The 22,079-nt window shown below is 71.4% G+C and carries 21 protein-coding genes; 13 read left to right on the top strand and 8 right to left on the bottom strand.

Annotated features, from left to right (window positions below):
* Nucleotides 1–27 precede the first annotated feature (27 nt).
* The gene (locus tag D187_RS48085) at nucleotides 28–846 is read left to right on the top strand and encodes a helix-turn-helix domain-containing protein (protein ID WP_002628775.1); all 819 of its coding nucleotides are present in this window, start codon (nucleotides 28–30) and stop codon (nucleotides 844–846) included.
* A 12-nt stretch (nucleotides 847–858) separates the two neighbouring features.
* Here the strand turns inward: D187_RS48085 and D187_RS48090 are convergent, their stop codons facing one another.
* Nucleotides 859–1,335: a response regulator gene (locus tag D187_RS48090; RefSeq protein WP_002628774.1), complete on the bottom strand. Its 477-nt coding sequence runs from the start codon at nucleotides 1,333–1,335 to the stop codon at nucleotides 859–861.
* A 232-nt stretch (nucleotides 1,336–1,567) separates the two neighbouring features.
* Between D187_RS48090 and D187_RS48095 the strand changes: the two genes are divergently transcribed.
* The 12 genes from D187_RS48095 to cutA all read left to right on the top strand — a co-directional run bounded on the left by D187_RS48095 (nucleotide 1,568) and on the right by cutA (nucleotide 14,419).
* Nucleotides 1,568–2,044 carry a chemotaxis protein CheW gene (locus tag D187_RS48095; RefSeq protein WP_002628773.1) on the top strand — a complete coding sequence of 159 codons (477 nt, stop codon included), beginning with the start codon at nucleotides 1,568–1,570 and terminating at the stop codon, nucleotides 2,042–2,044.
* Nucleotides 2,041–3,555 (top strand): CheR family methyltransferase, encoded by a 1,515-nt coding sequence (locus D187_RS48100; RefSeq protein ID WP_002628772.1) that lies wholly within the window; start codon nucleotides 2,041–2,043, stop codon nucleotides 3,553–3,555. Before D187_RS48095 ends, D187_RS48100 begins: the two co-directional genes overlap by 4 nt.
* The gene (locus D187_RS48105) at nucleotides 3,555–4,184 is read left to right on the top strand and encodes a chemotaxis protein CheW (protein WP_002628771.1); all 630 of its coding nucleotides are present in this window, start codon (nucleotides 3,555–3,557) and stop codon (nucleotides 4,182–4,184) included. Before D187_RS48100 ends, D187_RS48105 begins: the two co-directional genes overlap by 1 nt.
* Entirely contained in the window at nucleotides 4,181–5,830 is a 1,650-nt protein-coding gene (locus D187_RS48110) for a methyl-accepting chemotaxis protein (protein ID WP_002628770.1), read from the top strand. The genes D187_RS48105 and D187_RS48110 overlap by 4 nt, the downstream gene beginning before the upstream one ends.
* A gap of 2 nt (nucleotides 5,831–5,832) precedes the next feature.
* Complete coding sequence (locus D187_RS48115; RefSeq protein WP_043435721.1) at nucleotides 5,833–8,019, top strand: hybrid sensor histidine kinase/response regulator; 2,187 nt, start codon at nucleotides 5,833–5,835, stop codon at nucleotides 8,017–8,019.
* Nucleotides 8,016–9,071: a chemotaxis-specific protein-glutamate methyltransferase CheB gene (cheB, locus tag D187_RS48120; RefSeq protein ID WP_002628768.1), complete on the top strand. Its 1,056-nt coding sequence runs from the start codon at nucleotides 8,016–8,018 to the stop codon at nucleotides 9,069–9,071. The genes D187_RS48115 and cheB overlap by 4 nt, the downstream gene beginning before the upstream one ends.
* Before the next feature lie 136 nt (nucleotides 9,072–9,207).
* The gene (locus tag D187_RS48125) at nucleotides 9,208–10,899 is read left to right on the top strand and encodes an ATP-binding protein (RefSeq protein ID WP_002628767.1); all 1,692 of its coding nucleotides are present in this window, start codon (nucleotides 9,208–9,210) and stop codon (nucleotides 10,897–10,899) included.
* Nucleotides 10,900–10,928: 29 nt separating this feature from the next.
* Nucleotides 10,929–11,591: a hypothetical protein gene (locus tag D187_RS48130; protein ID WP_002628766.1), complete on the top strand. Its 663-nt coding sequence runs from the start codon at nucleotides 10,929–10,931 to the stop codon at nucleotides 11,589–11,591.
* Nucleotides 11,588–12,991 (top strand): glycoside hydrolase family 1 protein, encoded by a 1,404-nt coding sequence (locus D187_RS48135; protein WP_002628765.1) that lies wholly within the window; start codon nucleotides 11,588–11,590, stop codon nucleotides 12,989–12,991. Before D187_RS48130 ends, D187_RS48135 begins: the two co-directional genes overlap by 4 nt.
* 50 nt (nucleotides 12,992–13,041) lie before the next feature.
* Nucleotides 13,042–13,533 (top strand): PilZ domain-containing protein, encoded by a 492-nt coding sequence (locus D187_RS48140; protein WP_002628764.1) that lies wholly within the window; start codon nucleotides 13,042–13,044, stop codon nucleotides 13,531–13,533.
* Between the two features lie 46 nt (nucleotides 13,534–13,579).
* Nucleotides 13,580–14,065, top strand: coding sequence for a PilZ domain-containing protein (locus D187_RS48145; RefSeq protein ID WP_002628763.1), 486 nt, complete (start codon nucleotides 13,580–13,582; stop codon nucleotides 14,063–14,065).
* Between the two features lie 15 nt (nucleotides 14,066–14,080).
* Nucleotides 14,081–14,419 carry a divalent-cation tolerance protein CutA gene (gene cutA, locus D187_RS48150; RefSeq protein WP_002628762.1) on the top strand — a complete coding sequence of 113 codons (339 nt, stop codon included), beginning with the start codon at nucleotides 14,081–14,083 and terminating at the stop codon, nucleotides 14,417–14,419.
* Between the two features lie 9 nt (nucleotides 14,420–14,428).
* Here cutA and D187_RS48155 read toward each other — a convergent pair whose 3' ends face one another.
* The 7 genes from D187_RS48155 to D187_RS51495 all read right to left on the bottom strand — a co-directional run bounded on the left by D187_RS48155 (nucleotide 14,429) and on the right by D187_RS51495 (nucleotide 21,829).
* Entirely contained in the window at nucleotides 14,429–14,764 is a 336-nt protein-coding gene (locus D187_RS48155) for a nuclear transport factor 2 family protein (RefSeq protein WP_081714146.1), read from the bottom strand.
* Nucleotides 14,765–14,892: 128 nt separating this feature from the next.
* Nucleotides 14,893–15,864, bottom strand: a complete 972-nt coding sequence (locus D187_RS48160; protein WP_002628760.1) for a hypothetical protein — start codon at nucleotides 15,862–15,864, stop codon at nucleotides 14,893–14,895.
* Between the two features lie 203 nt (nucleotides 15,865–16,067).
* Entirely contained in the window at nucleotides 16,068–16,745 is a 678-nt protein-coding gene (gene trhA, locus D187_RS48165) for a PAQR family membrane homeostasis protein TrhA (protein ID WP_002628759.1), read from the bottom strand.
* Between the two features lie 167 nt (nucleotides 16,746–16,912).
* Nucleotides 16,913–18,205, bottom strand: a complete 1,293-nt coding sequence (locus D187_RS48170) for a hypothetical protein (protein ID WP_043435724.1) — start codon at nucleotides 18,203–18,205, stop codon at nucleotides 16,913–16,915.
* 122 nt (nucleotides 18,206–18,327) lie between these two features.
* Complete coding sequence (locus D187_RS48175) at nucleotides 18,328–19,959, bottom strand: sensor histidine kinase (protein WP_051256860.1); 1,632 nt, start codon at nucleotides 19,957–19,959, stop codon at nucleotides 18,328–18,330.
* A complete protein-coding gene (locus tag D187_RS48180) occupies nucleotides 19,956–20,408 on the bottom strand; it encodes a response regulator (RefSeq protein ID WP_002628755.1) in 453 nt (150 codons plus the stop codon). The genes D187_RS48175 and D187_RS48180 overlap by 4 nt, the downstream gene beginning before the upstream one ends.
* Nucleotides 20,405–21,829 (bottom strand): sensor histidine kinase, encoded by a 1,425-nt coding sequence (locus tag D187_RS51495; RefSeq protein WP_002628754.1) that lies wholly within the window; start codon nucleotides 21,827–21,829, stop codon nucleotides 20,405–20,407. Before D187_RS51495 ends, D187_RS48180 begins: the two co-directional genes overlap by 4 nt.
* Between the last annotated feature and the right edge of the window lie 250 nt (nucleotides 21,830–22,079).

Raw genomic sequence — 22,079 nt, forward strand, 5'->3', positions numbered from 1 at the left:
ACCCGGAAACGGAGCCCCTCCGACACCATGCACCCGGGAGCCACCCTCCGTTTGTTGCGAGTGGACGCGGGCCTGAGCCTGCGTGACCTGGCGCGCCGCATCGGCGTGTCCAGCGCCTACCTGAGCCGCGTGGAGAACGGCGTGGACGCCGTGCCCACGCCCGAGCGGCTCGCCGCCATCGCCCGGGAGCTGGACGTGCCCCCCACGCTGCTCATGGACGTGGCGCACCGGCAGAGCCCCTTCGTGGCCAACTACCTGGAGGAGGTGCCCGGCGCCAGCGCGCTCCTGGTGGACGTGGCGCGCCGGCGCCTCACCTCCGAGCAACTGCTGCGCGTCCGGGCCTTCCTGGACGCGGAGTTTCCCACCCCCGCGCCCTGGCCCGACGTGCCCGCGCCGGCGCTAGGCCCGGTGCTCACCCCCGGCCGCATGGTGCTGCGCCTGACGTGCTCCGCGCTGGAGGACGCGCTGGACGTGGCGGCGGGGCGGCTCGCCGCGGACCTGCCCGGGGTGAGCGCCTCCCATCTCGTGGTGGAGCTGCGGCGGCGCGAGGCCGAGTCCTCCAACGCCGTGGGCAACGGGGTGGCGGTGCCCCATGCCTTCGTGGAGAACACCCCACCGCTCGCCGCCCTCGTCACCCTCGCCCAGCCCCTGCCCGACGAGACGCCTGACGGCGTGCCCCTGCGGCTGCTCGTGGTGCTCGTGGACGGAGAGCAGCGCACGCACCGGCTCATGCGGCTCGCCCACGTGGCCCGGCTGGCGAGCCATGGTCTGGCCGAGCGGCTCTCCGACGCGGAGCAGCCCTCCCAGGTGCAGTCGCGGCTCGCGGAGCTGGAATCCCTGCGCTGAACGCCGGCGCCCCTACTTGCGCGACACACCCCGCCACCGCTCCGCCGCCCCCACCTCGTCCTCGGGCCCCGCGGCCTGCGTGAACGCGGTACGCGCGGGGCCCTCCTCCCTCCGGGGCTCCTCCCGCAGCGGCTCGCAGTGCGTCCTCACCACGGTGTACAGCCGGTCGAGGTTGAAGGGCTTGCGCAGCACCGCCTGCACCTCGGGCAGGCGGATGTGCTCATCCACGGAGAGCAGGACGATGGGCACCGAGCGCAGCGTCGGCTCCTGGCGGATGAACCGGATGAGCCGCGCGCGCTCCATCTCCGGCAACGTCTCGTCCAACAGGACGAGCCCCGGCCTCCCCATCCGCGCCAGCGCCTCGAGCGCTCCCTTCGCGCCAATCACCGCGGCCACCCCATACCCCTCGAACTCCAAGGCCGCCTGGATGGCCTCGAGCACGTCGAGTTGGGCTTCGACCACGAGCACGGATGCGCAGGCAGGAAGCATGGAGACCGCTCACTTTCAGCGGAAAAAACGGGAAGGGTAGGACAGGCCGACCAGCCTGCAACAGCACGTGTCGAAAAGCCAACGATTCGAGACCCTGGCGATGGCGACTCCGGCGACATCACCACAGCTTCATCCACTGAACGAACACATGCCATCTTCGTGCCCGGGCCCGCTTCCCCCCGAGCCATCGAGGTAGGCACTGCGGTGCTGGACTGCATAGGATGAGAGGCCGATGGCGCCGCCCCCCGCTCGCGAAATCCTACTCTTCACGCTGGAGTCGCAGCGCTACGCGCTGCCGCTGGAGGACGTGCGAGAGCTGGTCCGGGCCGTCCGCCTCACCCCCCTGCCCCGGGCGCCCTCCGTCGTGGAGGGCCTGTTCAACCTGCGCGGAGAACTCATCCCCGTGCTGGACATGCGCCGCCGCTTCCGATTGCCCGCCCGCCGACTCCTGCCCTCCGACCACTTCATCATCACCCAGACGGGGCCCCGCGTCATGGCGCTGCGCGTCGATCGCGCCGAGGGCATGCAACCCCTCGAGCCGGGCGACCTGGACACGACGCCGCGGGAGCTGCCCGGCGTGGGCTACGTGGCCGGGGTGGTGAAGCGGCCCGACGGGCTCGTGCTCCTGCATGACCTGCGCACCTTCCTGTCGGAGGCGGAGGCACTCGAGCTGGAGGACGCGCTCACGCAGGAGGGTGCCGCGCGGTGAGCGACTCCACGCCCCCCTGGCGGCATTGGGGCTACACCGCGGTGCTCGAGTTCGTCGCCGCGCGCGCCGGCCTGCTCACGCCCAGCTGCCTCGCGGCCGCCCTGGAGGGCATCGACCGGGCCATGGCCCGCGCGGGACTCGCCGAGGACTTCACCGCCTACCTGCCGCGGCTGGAGGCGGATCGCGCCGCCCTGGATGATCTCCTCGTCGAGCTGACCGTGGGGGAGACGTACTTCTTCCGCAACCCCGAGCACTTCGACTTCCTGCGCCAGGAGGTGCTGCCGGACCTGCGCCAGCACCGGGGCGAGGGGCACGTGGTGCGCGGGTGGAGCGCGGGCTGTTCCTCGGGCGAGGAGCCCTACTCGCTGGCGGTGCTCCTGATGAAGGAGGGCCACGAGCGCATGGAGGTGCTGGGCACGGACGTGTCGCGCGCGGCGCTCGCGCGCTGCGAGGAGGCGAGCTACGGCGAGTGGTCCCTGCGCGGCCCGTGGACCGACCACATGCGGCCCTACCTGCACCCGGACGGCAAGCGCTACCGGCTCGCCCCCGAGGTGCGCTCCCACGTGCGCTTCGGCTACCTCAACCTCGCCGAGGACTCCTGGCCCTCCACCACCCAGGGCGTGTGGGGCATGGACATCATCTTCTGCCGCAACGTCCTCATCTACTTCAACCGCCCCACCATCGAGGGCGTGGCCCGGCGGCTCCACGCCACGCTCGCCGACGGCGGCTTCCTCATCACCGGCCCCTCGGATCCCCCGCTCAACGGGCTCGCCCCCTTCGAGACGATCGTCACCGAGTGGGGCATCGTCTACCACCGTCCGGACGCGACCCGGCCCACCCGGCTGCGCTCCTTCCGCCACACCCCGCTCCAGGTGGTGCCGCCCGCCTCCGACTTCCCTCACGCCCCGCCGCCCGCCGCGGCGCCTCCCCCGCGCGCCGAGCCGACCCCCGCCCCGACTCCCCTTCCCGCCCCGCTCCCGGCGCCCTCCGCGCCGCCGCCTCCCGCGGCCCCCGGGGGCGGCCTGGACGAGGCCCGACAGGCGCTGGCCCGGGGGGACTGGCGCGAGGCGGCGCGGCTGGCCGCGGCGATGCCGGACGACGCGGAGGCCGTGGGGGTGACGATCCGCGCCCTGGCCAACTTCGACGCGCCGGCCGCCCTGCGCGCCTGTGCCGAGGCGAGCGAGCGCCACCCGCTGGCCGTGGAGCCGCGCTACCTCGAGTCCCTGGTGCTCCTGGGCCAGGGCAAGCTGCGCGAGTCCGAGCGCGCCGCGCGCCAGGCGCTCTACCTGGAGCCGGGACTGGCGGTGGCGCACCTCATGTTGGGCCACATCCTGCGGCGCCAGGGCGAGCTGACGGGAGCACGGCGCGCCTTCTCCACCGCCGCCGGCCTGTGCGCGGCGCTGCCTCCCGAGCAGCCCGTGCCCCTCGGCGATGGCGAGCGCGCCGACCGGCTCATGCGCGTGGCGCGCGAGGAACTCCAGCGGATGGATGACTCCCAGGAGAAGGGCTGATGCCTGACGACGAGTACATGAAGCAGCGCGGGCTGGACTGGGGCGCCGCCTACCGGAGGCTGGCGCGGCTCGCCACCGCGACCGAGGCCTCCCTCGTGTCAGATCCCGAGCAGGAGCAGGCGGTGCTCGACGAGCGCGCGCGGCAACTGTCCCGCACCGCCACGCCCACGGCCGCGCCGGGCCACCTGCTCGAGCTCATCCTCTTCCACGTGGACGAGCAGGACTACGCGCTGGAGACGCGCTTCGTGCGCGAGGTGTTGCGCTCCTCGGAGCAGCGCGTGCTCCTGCCCGGCGCGCCCCCGCAGCTGCGCGGGGTCACCCTGCTGCACGGCGAGGTGCTCGCGGTGGTGGAGCTCGCGCCCCTGTTCGGCCGTCCCGCGCCCACCCAGCACGGCCCCGTGCTGGTGCTGGGCCCGAGCCGCGCGGAGCTGGGCCTGCGCGTGGACCACGTGCGGGAGGTGCTCTCGCTCACCCGCGACTCGTTCCTGCCGCCTCCCGCGGCGCTCAGTGGACAGGATCGAACGCTCGTGTCCGGCATCACCCGCGAGGGGATCATCGTGCTGGAGGGGGAGGCGCTCTTGGGGGATGGTCGCCTCTTCTTCGACCTCTCCGAGGAAAGGGTTACATGAGCATCGGGAAGAAGATCGCCCTCGGCTTCGGCCTGTCGCTGCTGGCACTGCTCGCCGTGGCCTCGGTGGCCTACCAGGGCGCGCAGCAGATCACCCAGACGACGACCCTGCTGCTCGAGAGCCGCGAGCAGGCCCGCCTCATGCGCGAGATCATCGCCAACCTGGTGGACACCGAGACGGGCCAGCGCGGCTTCTTGCTCACCGGAGACACCAGCTACCTGGAGCCCTACAACCAGGCGCGCAAGAACCTGGACGCCAACATCTCCAACCTGCGCGACTACCTGCGCGACGAGCCCGGACAACTGGCCCGGCTCGCCCGGCTCGAGCCCCTGGTGAACGACAAGCTCGCGGAGCTGGCGAAGACGATCGGCCTGCGTCAGCAGGGCCAGGCCGACGCGGGGCTCGCGCTCGTGCGCTCCGGCCAGGGCAAGGAGGGCATGGACCGCATCCGGGAGATCCTCAACGAGATGTTGCGGATAGAGGATCAGCGCTGGGTGGACAACGAGCAGCAGGCGAAGGAGAGCGCCCAGCGCAGCATCTGGGTGCTGGCGGTGGGCACGCTGCTCGGCTTCACCGTCGTCGGCCTGGGCAGTTGGCTCATCACCCGGAGCATCACCGGCCCCATGGACAAGCTGGTGGCGGGCGCGGATCAGATCGGCCGCGGCAACTTCGCCCACCGCATCGACGTGGTGAACGACGACGAGACGGGCGAGCTCGCCGCCGCCTTCAACGCCATGGCCGAGCGGCGCCAGCAGGCCGAGGCGCAGCTGGCCAGACAGGCCGCGGAGCGCGAGCACACCCTGCGGACGGTGGCCGATTTCGTCAACCAGCTCGCGGGCACCACGGCGGAGATATTGGTGAGCACCACCGAGCAGGTGGCCGGCGCCCAGGAGCAGGGCAGCGCGGTGGCCGAGACGGTGAGCACCGTCGAGCAGATCGCCCAGACGTCCGAGGAGGCGGCGGGGCGCGCGCGCACGGTGAGCGAGTCGGCCCGCCACGCCGAGGAGGTGGGCCGCAACGGCCGGCGCGCGGTGGACGAGGCCGTCACCTCCATGGTCGCCGTGCGCGAGCAGGTGGAGTCCATCGCCTCGCGCATCCTCGCCCTGGCCGAGCAGGCCCAGGCCATCGGCGACATCATCACCACCGTCAACGACATCTCCGAGCAGACGCACATGCTCGCCCTCAACGCCTCCATCGAGGCCAGCCGCGCGGGTGAGCACGGCCGGGGCTTCGCCGTGGTGGCCGCCGAGGTGAAGGCGCTCGCGGACCAGTCCAAGAAGGCCACCGCCCAGGTGCGGCAGATACTGGGGCAGATCCAGAAGGCCACCCAGGGCGCGGTGATGACCACGGAGGAGGGCACCAAGAGCGTGACCACCGCCACGCGCGTGGTGTCCCAGGCGGGCAGCACCATCCAGACGCTGGGGGACCTGCTCGGCCAGGCGTCGCTCACCGCGGCGCAGATTTCCGCCTCCGCCAACCAGCAGGCCACCGGCATCGGGCAGATCCGCCAGGCCATGCGCGACGTGAGCCAGGCCACCCAGCAGACGCTCACCAGCACCCGCCAGACCGAGCGCGCCATGCAGGACTTGAACGGCATGGGCCAGAAGCTCAAGAGCCTGTTGAGCGAGTACGGACGCGCCGCATGACGATGGACCGCGACCGCCTCGCCCAGGCCCTGATGGCCACGTTCCTCGAGGAGCTCGAGGGACACGTGGCCGCGCTGAATCGGGACTTGCTCGCGCTGGAGAAGGCCACGAGCCCCGCGCGGGCCGGCGAGCTGATGAACTCCCTGTTGCGCACGGTGCACAGCGTGAAGGGCGCCTCGCGCGCGGTGAGCGTGGGCCTCATCGAGACGGCGTGCCACCGGCTGGAGGAGGTGCTGGCCGCGGTGGACAACCAGGGCCCGGCCCACCCGGAGCTGATGGAGCTGTGCTTCGCCACCGCGGACGCGCTGGACGACGCGGGGCGCCGGCTCGCCACCAAGCAGGACTTGAAGGGCACGCCGCTCGAGGAGCTGCTGCCCCGGCTGGAGGACGCGGCCCAGTCCCCCGAGTCCCTGCGCGCCCGGGCGCTCGTGCCCACCCCGCCAGAGCCCGCTCGCCCAGCGCCCGCCACGCCTCCGCCCGCCTCCGTCACGCCCGCGCCCTCGCCCGTCACGGCGCCGCCCCCGCCGGAGTCCTCCGCACCGGCCGCGGAGGGGCTGCCGGTGCGCGTGTCGGCGCAGAAGCTGGACGCGCTCCTGGCGCGCAGTGGCGAGCTGCGCGTGGCGGGACTGCGGCTCGAGGGCCGGGTGGAGACGCTGGAGGCGGTGGGCGAGGAGCTGACCCACCTGCGCCAGCGCCTCACCGGCGCGGAGGCCCTGGTGGCGCGGCGGCTGGAGACGCGGCTGGCGCAGCTCGGCCGGGCGCTCGCGGCGGACCGGCGCACGCTCACGCAGGCCGCGAGTGGACTGGACGAGGAGGTGCGGCGCGCGCGCACCCTGCCCTTCGCGGAAGGGTGCGCGGGCCTGGAGCGCAACGCGAGGGACCTGGCGCGCGCGGCGGGCAAGCAGGTGCGGCTGGAGGTGCATGGCGGCGCGCTGGAGCTGGATCGCTCGCTGCTGCAAGGGCTGCGCGAGCCGCTGCTGCACCTGATGCGCAACGCGGTGGCGCACGGCGTGGAGACTCCGGCCGAGCGGCGCGAGGCGGGCAAGCCCGAGGAAGGCGTGGTGACGCTGACGGCGCGGCTGCGCGGCGGGCGGGTGCAGGTGGTGGTGGAGGACGACGGGCGGGGACTGGACGTGGGCGCCATCCGCGAGAAGGCGCGCGCACGCGGGCTGCCGGTGTTGGACGACGCGGGCGACGTGCGGCTCATCTTCATGTCCGGCCTGACCACGACCGAGGCGGTGACGGCGGTGTCCGGGCGCGGGGTGGGACTGGACGTGGTGCGCTCGCAGGTGGAGGCGCTGCGCGGCAGCGTGGACGTGTCCTTCGTCCCCGGCCAGGGCACGCGCTTCGTGATGGACGTGCCCCTCACGCTGAGCACCCTGCGGGTGTTGCTGGTGCTGGCGAGTGGCCAGACGTTCGCCGTGGCGGGCGAGAGCGTGGAGCGCCTCTTGCGACTGGATCCCGGGGACGTGCGGCGCGTGGAGGGCCGGCAGCTGTGGGCCGGACCCGAGGCGCTCCTCCCCCTGTCCACGCTCGCCCAGGTGCTGGGCCTGCCCGCGGGCACGCCGCGCCCGCACCCCAGCGCCCTCTTGCTGTCCGCGGGGGAGGTGCACGCCGTACTGGGCGTGGACGAGGTGGTGGCCGAGCAGGAGGTGCTCATCCGCGGCCTCGGCCCGCGCATCCGCCGCGCGCGCCACGTGTCCGGAGTGGCCGTGCTGCCCGATGGGCGCCTGGCCCCCCTGCTCAACGCCCCCTCGCTCGTGCGCGCCGCCGAGGGCCGCACCGCCTCCGTGGGCCTCTTCCCCGTCGCCGCGGCGCCCACCGCCCGCCGCCGCGTGCTGCTCGCCGACGACTCCATGACCACGCGCGCCCTGGAGCAGAGCATCCTCGAGGCGGCCGGCTACGAGGTCCTCGCGTGCTCGGACGGCCAGGAGGCGTGGGAGCGGCTCCAGGCGGAGGGCGCCGACGCGCTCGTCTCCGACGTGGAGATGCCCCGCATGGACGGCTTCACCCTCACCGAGGCGGTTCGCGGCTCCCCGCGCTTTGGCCGGCTGCCCGTGGTACTCGTCACCGCGCGCTCCTCCGACGAGGACAAGACCCGTGGGCTCCAGGTGGGCGCCAGCGCCTATCTCGTCAAGAGCGCGTTCGATCAATCCCATCTGCTGGAGACCCTGAGACAGCTCCTATGAAGCCCGACAAGCTCCGTGTCGTCGTCGCCGAGGACTCGCCCACCGCCCGGCGCCTGCTGGTGGAAATCCTGCGCGCGGACCCCACCTTCGACGTGGTGGGCGAGGCGAAGGATGGCGTGGAGGCGCTGGAGCTCACGCGCCGCCTGCGCCCGGACCTGGTCACCATGGACATCCAGATGCCGAACATGGATGGACTGGAGGCCACCAAGCGCATCATGACGGAGGTGCCCACGCCCGTGGTGGTGGTGAGCACCCTGGTGGAGCGCGACATCCAGACGTCCATGACGGCGCTGCGCTCCGGGGCGCTCGCGGTGTTGCAGAAGCTCGTGGGGCCCCAGGCGCCCGACTTCGACGCCGAGGCGCGGCGGCTGCGCGACACGGTGAAGGCCATGGCCGAGGTGAAGGTCATCCGCCACTGGCCCAGCCGCGATGGCGCCCCCACGCCCCGCGCGCCCCTCGTCACCGCGCGCCGGCGCAAGCCCGAGGTGGTCGTCATCGCCGCCTCCACCGGGGGCCCCGCGGCGCTGCACCGCATCCTCTCCGAGCTCCCCCCGCACTTCCCCCTGCCCATCCTCGTGGTGCAGCACATCGCCCTGGGCTTCGGCAAGGGCATGGCCACCTGGCTCGACAGCGTGTGCAAGCTGGAGGTGAAGGTGGCCGACGACGGCGAGCCCCTGCGCCCGGGCGTCGTCTACATCGCGCCGGATGATCGCCACCTGGGTATCCGGCCCGACAAGCACGTGGAGGTCTCCACCGCCGCGCCCGTGGGGGGCTTCCGGCCCTCGGGCACGTGGCTGTTCCGCTCGGCCTCGCGCGTCTATGGCGCGGGCATCGCCGCCGCCGTGCTCACCGGCATGGGCCAGGACGGCCTGGATGGCCTGCGCGAGGTGCACGAGACGGGCGGCTGGGTGATGGCCCAGGACGAGGCCACCAGCGTGGTGTACGGCATGCCGGGCGTGGCCGTGTCCGCCGGCGTCACCGACGAGGTGTTGCCCCTGGACAATTTCGCCCGCCGCTTGCGTGAGCTGGCGGGCATGACGGAGGGCGAGTAGCCCGGGGGAGTTGCGGATTCCACCCCCGGTCCTTACGTACCTTCGCGCGCTTGCCCGCCAGTCCGCTCTCGGCCTGGACTGCATTCCTTGGGCGTGAAATGAAGAGACTCTCCCCCTTGCTGGTTGTGGCGACACCATGAGCCCTCCCCCCTCCGGATTCGAACTGGCTTTCAGGGCCCAACCGGACCCGGCCTATCTCCTGGACGAAACGGGGCGGGTGCTGGCATGCAGTGATAAGGGAGCGCTCGTCCTCGGCATGCCCGCCGAGCTGCTGATCGGCCAGCCCTGGGCCCGGCTGGCCCCCCTGCTGGAGGAAGGCGCCCGCCTGGAGGCCGCGTGCGGCACTGCCCTGGCGCAAGGCAGCGCGCCCGTCCTGCAGGCCGTCTGGCCGAGCGCCTCGGGCGGCCCCCGGCCCCACAGCTTCAACATCACCGCGGTGCGCGAGGCGGGCACTCCGCCCCGGCTGCTGGTGATGGCGCGTCCGCTCACCGAGGCGGAGACGGTATACGCGCGCGCCCTGGGCCTGGAGCAGGCCGCGCGCGCCGAGGTGGAAGCCGCCGAGCGCCGCCAGTCCTTCCTCTACCAGGCGATGACGACGCTCTTCTCCCACGCGCCGGATCCCAAGGGCATGTACACGCTGCTCGCGCATCTGGCGGTGCCGGACCTGGCCGACTGGTGCATCGTGGACGCGGTGGAGCAGGGCCCGTGGGTCACCCGCGCCGCCGTGGCCCACCTGGACCCCACCCAGGGCGAGCAGGCCCGCGCGATGAGCGCCCGCTTCGAGCGCCGGCCCGCGCAGGTGGGCGTGCTGCGGGTGCTGCACACGGGCGAGTCGGAGCTGGTGTCGGCGGTGACGGACTCGCTCCTGCGCGCGGCCGCCAGCGAGCCCGAGCACCCGGAGATGCTCCAGCGCCTGCAGGCGTGCTCGTACATGATCGTCCCGCTCAAGGCGCGCGGGCACACGCTGGGCGCGGTGACGTTCATCTCCAGCACCTCGGGGCGCCGCTATGGCCCGAGCGACCTGGCGCTGGTGGAGGACCTGTGCGTGCGCGCCAGCCTCGCCATCGACAACGCGCGCCTGGTGGGTGAGTCGCGGCGGGCCACGCGCGCGCGCGAGGACTTGCTCGCGGTGGTGTCGCACGACTTGAAGAACCCGCTGGGCGTGGTGCAGCTGGCCTCGGCGCTGCTCATGCGCGGGGCCCAGGGCAAGCCGGGCGGCGAGCAGGTGCAGAAGCAGGCCAGCCGCATCCAGTCGGCGGGCGAGCGCATGGCGCGGCTCATCTCGGACCTGCTGGACTGGGGCCGCATCGAGGCGGGCGGGCTGCCGCTGGAGCCGTCCGAGCAGGACGTGGCGTCGCTGGCGAGCGAGGCACTCGAGAGCGTGCGTCCGCTCGCGGAGGCGCGCGGCCTGAAGGTCATGACGCAGCTGGCCGAGGACGACGTGCGGGTGCGCTGCGACCGGACGCGGGTGCTGCAGGTGTTCGGCAACCTGTTGGGCAACGCGGTGAAGTTCACCCCGGAGGGGGGCGAGCTGCTGGTGGGCGCGCGGGTGCAGCGCGGCGAGGTGCAGCTGTGGGTGCGCGACACCGGCGCCGGCATCCGCCCCGAGGCGCTGCCGCACATCTTCGAGCGCTACTGGCAGGCGAAGGAAGCGGAGAGCCGGGGCACGGGCCTGGGGCTCTACATCGCCAAGGGCATCGTCGAGGCCCATGGCGGCCGCATCTGGGCCCAGAGCGAGTGGGGCAAGGGCAGCACCTTCACCTTCACCCTGCCCCTGGCCGACCGCGCCGCCGCCCTCAACAACACGAGCGTCTATTCGGCGGGCTAGACACTCCGGGCTAGAGTGGGGGGCGCCCTATGCGCACCCCGCTTGCCCTGCTCCTGGCGCTCGCCGCCCCCTTCTCCGCGTCCGCGGGCGATGACGTCACCGCCCCCACGCCTCGTGCCCATGCCCCCGCACAGCTGCGCGCCGATGTGGGTGTGCTCTCCACCGGCCTCGTCGGCACGGGAAGCGCGTGGGCGGACACGATCACCGCCCAGGCCCTCTCGGGCCACGTGCTCTTCGGCGGACTCACGCTGGAAGGCGCGCTGCTGTCGCTCGTGCCCCTGCGGTCCGGCCGCACCGGCGCGAGCCTCACCCTCACCGCCCGCGTGGGCTACACCGGCGAGCTGTGGAGCCTCGTCGGCGGCCCCGTGGTGAACCTCGGCTATGGCTCGCGGCCCGCCGTCCAGGTGCTGCCCTCCCTCCAGGCCATGCGGAGTGTGGGCCCGGTGAACCTGCACGCCGGGCTGTTGGATCTCCACGGCCTCGTGCCCGCCCACCTCGGCGCCTCGTGGAAGGGCGTGGGCCTGGCCTATGTGCTGCCCGTGGGCGCGCGCGCCTGGGCCGCCATCCCCCTCACCTCCACGCTGGCCCTGCGCCTGGAGGGATTCTTCTTCCAGCTCACCGGTTCCCAGTCCGCCTTCCTCACCGTGGGCCTCTCGGCCCGCCCCCCTGCCTCCACCGGAGTGTCGCCATGAGCCGCCGTGCCCTGCTGTTGGGCCTCTCCCTCCTCGCGGGCTGCACCGGGCGGCCCTCGTTCGATCCCGCCACCATCAACGCCGCGCCCATCGGCCAGGGCCTGCCCCGCGGCTTCCTCCTGGGCGCCTCCACCGCCAGCCACCAGGTGGAGGGCAACAACCAGAACGACTGGACCGACTGGGAGACGAGCAGCTACCCGGACGGCTCACCCCACATCCACGACCGCAGCGTGTCCGGCATCGCCGCGGACTCGTGGAACCGCTTCGACGAGGACATCGCGCTCCTGAAGAAGCTGGGCGCCAACGCCTACCGCTTCAGCGTCGAGTGGAGCCGCCTGGAGCCCGAAAAGGGCCAGTGGAACACCGAGGCCTTCGAGCGCTACCGCCAGTGGGTCCGTGCCCTGCGCGCCAACGGCATCGAGCCCAACGTGACGCTGCACCACTTCACCCTGCCGCGCTGGGTGTCCGCCAAGGGCGGCTGGGAGAACCCCACCACCGTGGAGGACTTCGCGAGCTTCTCCGGCAAGGTGGCCGAGGAGCTCGGCGAGCAGGTGGACTGGTGGGGCACCATCAACGAGCCCAACGTCTACGCCGTGTTCGGCTACATGGACGGCGTGTGGCCCCCGGGCAAGCAGAGCACGGGCATCGCCGCCGAGGTGCTCGCGCGCCTGCTCGAGGCCCACGCCCGCTCCGCGCAGCAGGTGCGCGAGAACGACACCTGGGACGCCGATGGCGACGGCAAGAACAGCCTCATCGGGCTCGTCCACCACGTGCGCGTCTTCCAGCCGGCCACCGGCTCCACCACCGACACCGTGGTCACCGGCCTCACCGACTCCTTCTTCAACCAGAGCGTCACCGAGGCCCTGCGCACCGGTCACATCTCCATCCTCGTGCCCGGGGAGATCTCCATCGAGCGCGACGTGCCCGGCCTCAAGGGCTCCGCCGACTACCTCGGCATCAACTACTACACGCGCGATCACGTCCGGCAGGACTTCTCCCCGTCCTTCTCCCACAAATACGTACCCGAGGACCGCGAGACGAATGATCTCGGGTGGGAGATCTACCCCGAGGGCCTCTACATGTTCCTCAAGCGCTACGCGAACCTGGGCATGCCGCTGGTGGTGACGGAGAACGGCATGGATGATCGCACCGGGGAGCGTCGGCCCTACTTCCTGCGCAGCCACTTGTACGCGGTGGAGCGGGCGGTAGCGGAGGGCGTGCCGGTGCGCGGATACTTCCACTGGAGCCTCATGGACAACTTCGAGTGGGCCGAGGGCTACGAGCCCCGCTTCGGCCTGTTCCGGGTCGATTGGACTGGGGGACGAGATCGTCAGGTGACTCCCGCGGTGGAAGCCTTCCGCGACGTGGCGCGCAACCTCGGACTCACACCCACTCCCTGATGGCGGCAGGGCGAAAATCCCAGTAAGAACGAGGACACAGGAGCGACACCATGGGCGTGATCCAGTTCATCGATGAGTTCCGCGAACTCCACACCAAGGCGCGGCAGGGAAAGCTCGCGGAGCTGGAGCGGCCCGCCTACGTGGCGGCGCGCGAGCAGTTCGCGCGGGCGTTGCTCAACGCCCAGGGCCTGATGCTCGACGGGGCCGAGGCCCGGCGCCACTACCGCGTGGCGCACCAGTTGCCGGTGGAGTTGCAGATGGCCTACGGCAACGTGTGGACGAACACCCTGGACCTGTCGGCGGGTGGCTTCTCGGTGATGCTGCCGCACGCGGTGGACGTGAAGGAGCGGCCGAGCGCCCTGCTCTACCTGCCGGACGGCACGACGCTGGCGGGCACCGTGCGCGTGGTGTCCCAGTTCCAGCGGGCCGACAAGCACCGCGCCTCGTTCGCCTTCCTGGATCTGACCGAGCGCGAGTGCGATCTGCTCGAGGGATTCCTCATCGACTTCGCCCTGGAGCGCGTGGGTATCACCCCTCCGTGAGCCGTGGCTCGCGGTCCCTGTCTCCCTCGAGCCCCGGAGTCCCGGAATGAGCCCCAATCAATGGGTGGAACAGTTCCGGCGCCTGCACCAGCGGGCACGTCAGGGGCAGCTGTCGGAGAGCGAGCAGCGCAACTACCAGGCCGCGCGCGAGTACTTCGCCCGGGCGCTCACGGCGGCCCAGGGGCTGAGCGTGCCCGCGAGTCACTCGGCGCGCCGGATGTTCCGCGTCGCCCAGGGGCTGCAGGTGGACCTGACGTTCGCCGCGGGCGCCGTGCGGGCCGTGACGCTGGATGTGTCGGTGGGCGGCTTCTCGGTGATGATGCACAAGCCCCCGTCCGAGACCGAGGAGCCTGGATTCTCGCTGCGCCTGCCGGGCAATCAGGAGCCGGTGGTGGGCCGCGCCAGACAGGTGTCGATGCAGCGCAAGCTGGGCACCCACCGCGTCTCGTTCAACATCCTCGGCCTGTCGGAGAAGGAAGAGCAGCGCCTGGAGTCGACGCTGTTCGACCTGGCGCTCGAGCGCATCAAGTAGCCCAGGGAGGGGCCCATGAGCGAAGCCCACACCGATGCCATCCTCGTCCTGGTGACGGCGCCCACGGCGGACAAGGCCGCGGAGCTGGCCCGCGCGCTCGTGGAGGAGGGGCTGGCGGCATGCGGCAACGTGGTGCCCGGCCTGCGCTCCATCTACCGCTGGGAGGGCAAGGTGCACGACGAGCCCGAGGCGCTGCTCGTGCTCAAGTCCCGCGCGCCCCTCTTCGAGGCGCTGCGCGAGCGCGTCGTGGCGCTGCACCCCTATGAGTGCCCGGAGGTGCTGCGGCTGGACGTGGCGGCCGGCCACGCGCCCTACCTGCAATGGATTGTCGACAACGTGCGCGCCGGACCGTGAGCGTGTCGGTCAGGACGCGTCCATCGCCCTCGCCACCGCGAAGCTGTCCTCGAAGAGCCGGTAGCGGACGCTCAGCCCGTCCCGCACCCTCAGGTGCTGGGCGAACTCACTGTCGATGACCCTGCCCGTGCTCCTGACGCGTGACGACAGGGCCCCCAACACCACGGCCTCCTCGCCCTCGACGACGAGCGAGCGGAGCTCGAAGCGGAGCGGCTCGATCTGCTCCCGAAGAGCGCGGAAGAAGTCCGCGACGCCCACGCGCCCCTTTCGTCTGCCTATCCAGGGGACCCGCTGGGTGTCACCTGGGATGTCCCAGTCGACCTCCTCGCTGAACAGCGACGCGATGACGTCCGGCTCGCCCCCGCGCGCAGGTGCTCGAGATAGGCATTGGCGAGGGCGCGGGTCCTCGCGTGCACCGCGGCTTCACCCCGGAGCAGCCGCACGCGCACCACGTCCTCTCGTGAGCCAATCCCTCAGCTGAAGGTCGTGGTCAGGCTCAGCGGGCCGGCGGGGACGCCCACGTCGAGGCCCGCGGGGTTGTCCGAGGGCGTCTGCCAGGCATTGGCCTCCGTCACCGTCTTGCCCGTGGCGTCGTTCGAGATGGACATGCGGCCATTGTGGCCCGCGGGTTCAATCTGGCTGACGTCATAACCGCTCCAGCCCGTGCCGGCGTTCGCGAACGTCGCCTCGCCCCAGGTCTGGCCGGAGTTCGCGCCCGGATTCGCCGTGCCGTCCTTCGACACGCACCACGCGACACTGCTGTTGTTGTCGAACGCCACGGTCTGCGATTGACCGGGCTGCAGCGTGAACGTCTTCGGCGTGCTCTTGTCGAAGTACTGCCCGCTGTTCGGACCGCCGTCCTCGCCCGTCTTGTTCCAGAGCGTGACGGTCTGCGGCTCGTTCGTGTTGTTGGTGAACGTGTTGGTGTACTTGAACTGGTCCTTCTGGCTCGGGTCGATGAGCTGCATGTTGCTGTTGTACGGCGAGCCGACGTTGTTCTTGGCCAACCACGGCGTGCTCGGATCCACCTGCTCGGTGGACCCGGCCGAGGGCGGGCCAAACCCCGGACCCGCGTCACTGTCGTAGGTGGGGTGCGTCGGGCTGCTCGGCGTGTTCGAGGGGGCGACCCCCTGGGGCGGGGGGGCACCCTGGGGCGCGGGGGCACCCACCTCGGGTCCGGCGGCCAGGTCCTGCGGCGCCTCGAACGAATCGCCCCCCTGCAGCTCACTCAGCAACTGCGTGAGCTCGCCCAGCATCTGCGTCAGCTGCTCGAGGTTGCCCGGTCCCTGCTCGAAGGAGTCGGACAGGAAGTTCTGCCACACGTCGTTCACCGGCTGCGGCTCGGGGGGACGCGCCACGCTCTCGGCCGGAGAGGAGACCTGCTTGCTGTTGGAGGTGCTCCAGAGGGGAGAGGAGTACTGGGGGCGGTTGACCGAGATGGACATGTTCGAATCCGGGAGACCGAAAAGGGGAGGGTGAGCGCGAACAGAGCAGGACACGTGCCAACGCCCCACCCCCGCCGCTCACGAGGACACGGACTCCCCTCTTCTCGGGAAATCAGTCACTTGGACTGAGAGCCCCGCTCCCCCGCCCCACCCCGGCGTCGCGCGGCGGGATGACGGCATTCACCACCTGGTGTCTGGAGTCATCACCCGCCCCGCAGCACGTCGAGGATGACGGCGTAGTGCACGGAGGCCCCCGTGATGACCATGAGGTGGAAGATCTCATGGTAGCCGAAGAGGGTGGGACGGGGATCCGGCCACCGGCGCGCGTAGACCCCGGCGCCCAGGGCATAGACGACGGCGCCGAAGACGAGCCACCCGACGCGCACGGGGCCGATGACTTCGGGCAGCCGCAGCATCACCGGGACCGACACCGTCCCCAGCACGACATAGAGCACGGAGCGCAGCCCTCGCGGCCCGGAGTGGCCCAGCAGCGAGAGCCCCGCCCCCGTGAGCGCCGCGATCCACATCACCCACAGCATCCGAGGGCCCCAGCCCCCCGCCGCGTCCAGGACGGCGATGGGCGTGAAGGTGCCCGCGATGAGCATGTAGATGGCGGCATGGTCGCACCGCTGGAGGCGCTGATAGGTGACGGGGCTCCAGTTGGGGCAGTGGTACGTCGCGCTGACCCCGAACATCAGCACCAGGCTGGCGCCGAACACCAGGCCGGCCACGTGCCGCGCGCCCTCGGCCGGGGCCTGGGCCAGGAAGAAGCACCCGGCGAGCGCCGCCACGAACGCGAGCGCATGCGACACGCCGCGCAGCAGGGGCTTCACTTCCTCCTCTTCGATCCGGAGAGTCTCGATGCGCTCGGGGGATGCCATGACCTTTTCGTACCGCTAACAGGTCACCGCCATGTCACCGCGTGGCCCGCTCCTGTCCAGGCGCGGACGTCTGGCGCCAGGGTCTGCCGCCTCGTGCACACTGGCGCGGCGGTAGGGCCCGGCGAGGCGAACGTGCTATCCCCATGGCGCTCGGCTGGCCGCTGGGCTCAAGGATGCTTGTACTGGGTGATATCGAAGTGGGTGTAGTTCCGATCGAGGTACATCTCGTTGACGTGCGCCGTGAGCAACTCGCACATGTCGTTGTGATTCTTCGTCTTCCACTCGGCGGTGTTCGCGTCCATCAGACGGCACTCTCCGTCCGTCTTGTGCAGACCAATGACGTGTCCCCCATCCGGACCCTTCAAGCCAATCCGGTAGAAGCCATTCGCCGCGGTGTTCGTCTTGACATGATCCGTGAAGCCGTTGGCGAACTCCTTGAAGTCGTGAACCTGAGTGCCCGGCAATCCGCCACCACGCGCCGTCCGGAATTGATCCGTCTCCACATTCAGCGCGGCCTGCTTCTGTTGGAGTTGCGAGACGGCTCCCGGCAATGCGGCGTTGATGGCGCCGGCCTCCTGCCGCAAGGCCGCTTTCTGGTTCTTCAGCAGGACCTCCTTGCGCAGGGAAAGCGTGTCCACTCCCGCTCGCATGGGCTGTCCCGCCCGCATTTCCTTGTCCGCGTGCTCCAGGAACTTGTCGTTCCTGCGAAGCTGCTTGTTCATGTCCTTCTGCAGGGCCATCATCGACTTGGCATCATCCGCCGCGCCCTGGATGTCATCGGCCTGAGCCATGATGGCATTGTTCTTCTGCTTGATCTGGTCTCCATGCCGCATCTCGGCCACTTGAGCATTGGCGAGCTTGCCCACGTCGTTCTGGAGCACGGAGCCAAAGGCTTTCGAGGCATCGGCCTGGGAGTTCTGGGCCCCCAGCCGGATCCACTCCGCCGTCATGGCGCTGCACACGCCCTCCCTGGCCTCTTCTGGAATCTTCAGCCCGCCTTGATCCGTGTACTGAAGGATCTCCGCCCCCGGAACCTCCTGCTTCATGTTCTCACAGGCTTGCTTGATGAATTCCTGCGGCGCCCGCTCCATGGAGGGGACGTGAACGCCCTTGCGCAGCTCCGCGAGGGCGGCGGAGGTCGAATCCTGAGCGGCGGCGTGGCCCGAGGGCTTCGCGCCATACCCCAGCGAGGAGCGGCGCGTGTTCATCGCGGCGGCCGTTTCCCGCGAGGGGGGCGGGCTGTGGGCGGCGGGGTTCTGGGCCACCGGCTTCTGGGCGCCGAGCTGGTCCTTGTGCCAGTTGGCGGCGACCTGCGGCTGGGCGGGCGTGGCCGCGGCCGAGCCAGCGGCCCCGTTCGCGACGCCGCTCTTCGCGGGACCCGTCGGGCTGGCCGGCTGGCTCGTTCTCGCCGTGGTGTGTGCTGCCTGCGCGGGCCTGTTGTTGATGGGGCCAATGGGCATTCAGGTCTCCGGGACAGTGCATCGGCATCAGTCCAGCGCGACAAGCTGGTCAAGAAGCCGTCACAGGATACCCGCCTTCAGGCGCGGATGCCTCCCCCCGCCCGATGACGTGGGAAACCGGCTCACTCCACCCGGGCGGGCCGCAGGGGCAGCTCCAGGGTGAAGCGGGCCCCGCCGCCCTCGCGCTGCTCGGCCCACACGCGGCCCCCGTGCGCCTCGGCCGCGCGGCGCGCCACGTACAGCCCCAACCCCAGCCCTCCGTAGGAGCGCGAGGACACCGCCCGGCCGAAGCGCTCGAAGATGCGCTCGAGCTGGTCCTCCGGAATCCCGATGCCCCGGTCCTCCACCACCACCCGCGCCCCCCCTCGCTCCGCCCACACCCGCACCTCCACCGGACGGCGCGCCCCGAACTTGAAGGCATTGGCGAGCAGTCCGGACACCACCTGCTCCACCCGCATCCGGTCCCACTCGCCGACGAGCCCCGGAGTCACCTCCACCCGCAGCGCGCAGCCCATGGCCTGGGACTCCGCCTCGAAGCGCTCCAACACCTCGCGCACCACCTCGCCCAGGTCCATCCGCTCGGGTGACAGCGACAGCTCGCCGGTGGACAGGCGCGACACGTCCAGCAGCGTCTCCACCAGCGTGCCCAGGCGCCGCACCTGACGCAGGCCCCGATCCAACCGCTCCACCATGTCCAGGGCGGACTCGCGCCGCGCCCGCTGCACCAGCGAGCCCAACTGCAGGCCCAGCGAGGTGAGCGGGGTGCGCAGCTCGTGGGACGCCACGGCGAGGAACTCGTCACGCAGGCGGATGGCCTCCTGGGACTCGTGGTACAGGCGCGCGTTCTCCAGCGTCAGCGCGGCGCGGCGTGCCAGTTCCTGCGCCACGGGCATGTCCCGCTGGCAGAAGCGCGGCCGGCGCCCGGTGGTGCCGAGCGTCACCACGCCCAGCGTCCCCATGCGCCCCACCAACGGCACGTGGATGACGGAGCACAGCCCCAGGGCGAGGATGCGGCGCAGGTGCTCCGGAGAGCGCGCCAGCAGGGCCAGGCGCTCCTCGGGCACCTCCGTGAGCAGCAGCGGCTCGCCGGTGCGAAAGACACAGGGAGGGCCCGAGGGGGCCTCCAGGTCCATGGGAAAGAGCCGGTCCGTCTCGAGTCCCAGCGCCACCCGCGAGGGATCCTCGTGCGCCAGCGCCACCGTGCGCAGGTAGCGTCCCTCCTCGGGGAGGTAGACGGCGCACCAGTCCGCCAGCTCCGGCACCGGCACGCGCGCCACCCGCTCCAGCGTCGACTGGAAGTCCAGCGAGCCCACCAGCACCTCGCCGGCGCGCGCCAGCAGATCCCGATCCCTCGCGGCCCAGGCGCGCTCCTGGCGCAGCCGGGCCTGCTCCACCTCGCGCGCCACCGCGGCCGGCAGCCGGATGATGTTCGTCTTGGGGAAGTAGTCGCGCGCGCCGGCCTTCATCACCTCCACGCCCTCGTTCTCGCCCACGCTGCCGGACACGACGATGAAGGGAATGTCCAGGCCGCTGTCGAGCACGATGGCGAGCGCGCCAGGCGCATCGAAGCCGGGCAGGCTGTAGTCGGAGAGGATGATGTCCCAGCGCCCGGGCACGAGCGCCTCGCGCAGCTCCTCGGCCGACTGCACCCGGAGGATGTGCACCTCGTAGCCGCCATGGCGCAGCTCGCGCTCCACCAGATCCTGGTCGTCCGGGTTGTCCTCCACCATCAGGACTCGCAGCGGTGTCGTCATCCACGCCCCCCCGCGGGCGGCGAGCGGTTGAGCACCAGCCAGTAGACACCGAGCTGACGTGCCGCCTCGACGAACTCGTTGTAGCTCACCGGCTTGCGCACGTAGCTGTTGCAGCCATTGCTGTAGCTCTCCAACAGATCCTTCTCTTCGTCCGAGGAGGTGAGGACGACCACGGGAAGGAAGCGGGTGCGCGGGTTGGCGCGAATCTGGCGCAGCACCTCGTGCCCGTCCAGGCGCGGCAGCTTGAGATCCAACAGCACCAGCGCGGGCAGGGGCTCGCTGGCCCGGTGCGCGTAGGCCTCGCGGGCGAAGAGGTAGTCGAGCGCCTCGACGCCGTCCTCCACCACGGCCATCGGCTGGGTGAGGCCCGCGCGCTGGAAGGCGCGCCGCGTGAGGTCGACATCATCCGGGTTGTCCTCGACGAGGAGAATGGACCGTGGGCCGCTCATGCCTGCGTCTCCTGGAGGGTGAAGCGGAAGGTGGCGCCCGCGCCACGGGTGGCCTGGGCCGAGATGTCCCCGCCGTGCCGGTGGACGACGCGCTGCACCGTGGCCAGCCCGATGCCCGTGCCCGGGAAGTCCGAGGGCTTGTGCATCCGCTGGAAGGGACTGAAGAGCTTGCCCGCGTAGGCCATGTCGAACCCCACCCCGTTGTCGCGCACAACGTACTGGGTCACTCCGTCGACCGTCTCCGCGAAGAACTCGATGTGGGCCCCGGAGCGCTTGCTGGTGAACTTCCAGGCATTGCCCAGCAGGTTCTCCAGCAGCACCCGGAGCAGCCGCGCATCTCCCCGTGCGGGCAGGCCGGGTTGGATGGTGCACGTCACGTCACGCGTGGGCTCGCGCTGGCGCAGCTCCTGGAGCACGCTCGTGGCGAGCGCGCTCAAGTCCACCGGCTCGCGCTGCACCTCGGCGCGGGTGACGCGCGAGAGTTGCAACAAATCGTCGATGAGCTGGCCCATGCGCGTGGCGGCCGCCTGCAGGCGCGAGAGCAGCCGCAGTCCCTCGGACGACAGCTTCGGCCCCTCGTCCTCGAGCAGCGCCTGGGCGAAGCCGTCGATGGCGCGCAAGGGGGAGCGCAGGTCGTGCGAGACGGAGTAGCTGAAGGTCTCCAACTCCTTGTTGGCAACGGTGAGTTCGTGGGTGCGCAGGGCCACGCGCGACTCCAACCGGGCCTCGCTGGCGCGCAGGGCATCCGCCTGGGCGTGCACCTGGGCGAGACTGGTGTCGTACTCCCGGGCCAGGGAGATGAGCTGGCGCCGGCTGAACCAGGCCAGCAGCGTGCCCACCGCGAGCGTCCACAGCCCTCCGACGAGGAGCATGGTCCGGCCCGCGTGCTCGGCCTCGCGCCCCTGGAGGGTGGCGCGCTGGCGCGTCTCGGCGCCAATGGTATCCAGGGTCGCGCGGATCGCATCCATGCGGGCCTTGCCCGCGCCCGAGCGCACCAGGGACAGCCAGTCGCCCCCCTGGTGGAAGAGGGACAACTCCTCAACGGCGAACCGATCCCAATCCCGCCAGCGCTCGCGCAGTTGCGTCATCCAGGCGCGTTGTTCGGGCTCGCCCCCCAGGCTTTGCTCCAACGCATCGACCACCGCGGGGAGCTGCTGCCCGGCCGTCTGGTAGGGCTCCAGGAAGGCGGGTTTGCCGGTGAGGAGGTAGCCGCGCAAGCCCGTCTCCCGGTCGATGAGGAGCTGGCGCGCCCGCTCCAGCCGGGTCAGGGCCTCCTGGGAGTGCCGTGCCCCCTCCTGGGCACGGATGAGGTTGCCCACCGACCACAAGAGGATGCCCGCCAGCAGCAGCAACAGCCCCAACGGCAGCAGGACGGCGCGCAGCAACAGGTGGCGGAAGCGGCGTGGCTCGGTCTGGGGCATCACTCGTCGAAGGCAGAAGGCATGTTCCCGTGAAGGTTGGCGCCCGAAGGACGCCCTTCAACCCACTCCACCGGACACGACGGCGACAGCTCGGTAGGAGGGCCGCTCCGAGGAGCGGGCTCCAGGTCCGGCCGTCCACGGGCCGATCCGACCCCCATCGGATTCAACCCGGGGTGCGCTCGTTCCCACGCGGAGCGCGGGAGGGGAAAGTGACAGGTCGAGCAGAATCCGACATTTCCCTCCCCGCGGC

The sequence above is a fragment of the Cystobacter fuscus DSM 2262 genome (genome assembly GCF_000335475.2).
Lineage (GTDB): Bacteria > Myxococcota > Myxococcia > Myxococcales > Myxococcaceae > Cystobacter > Cystobacter fuscus.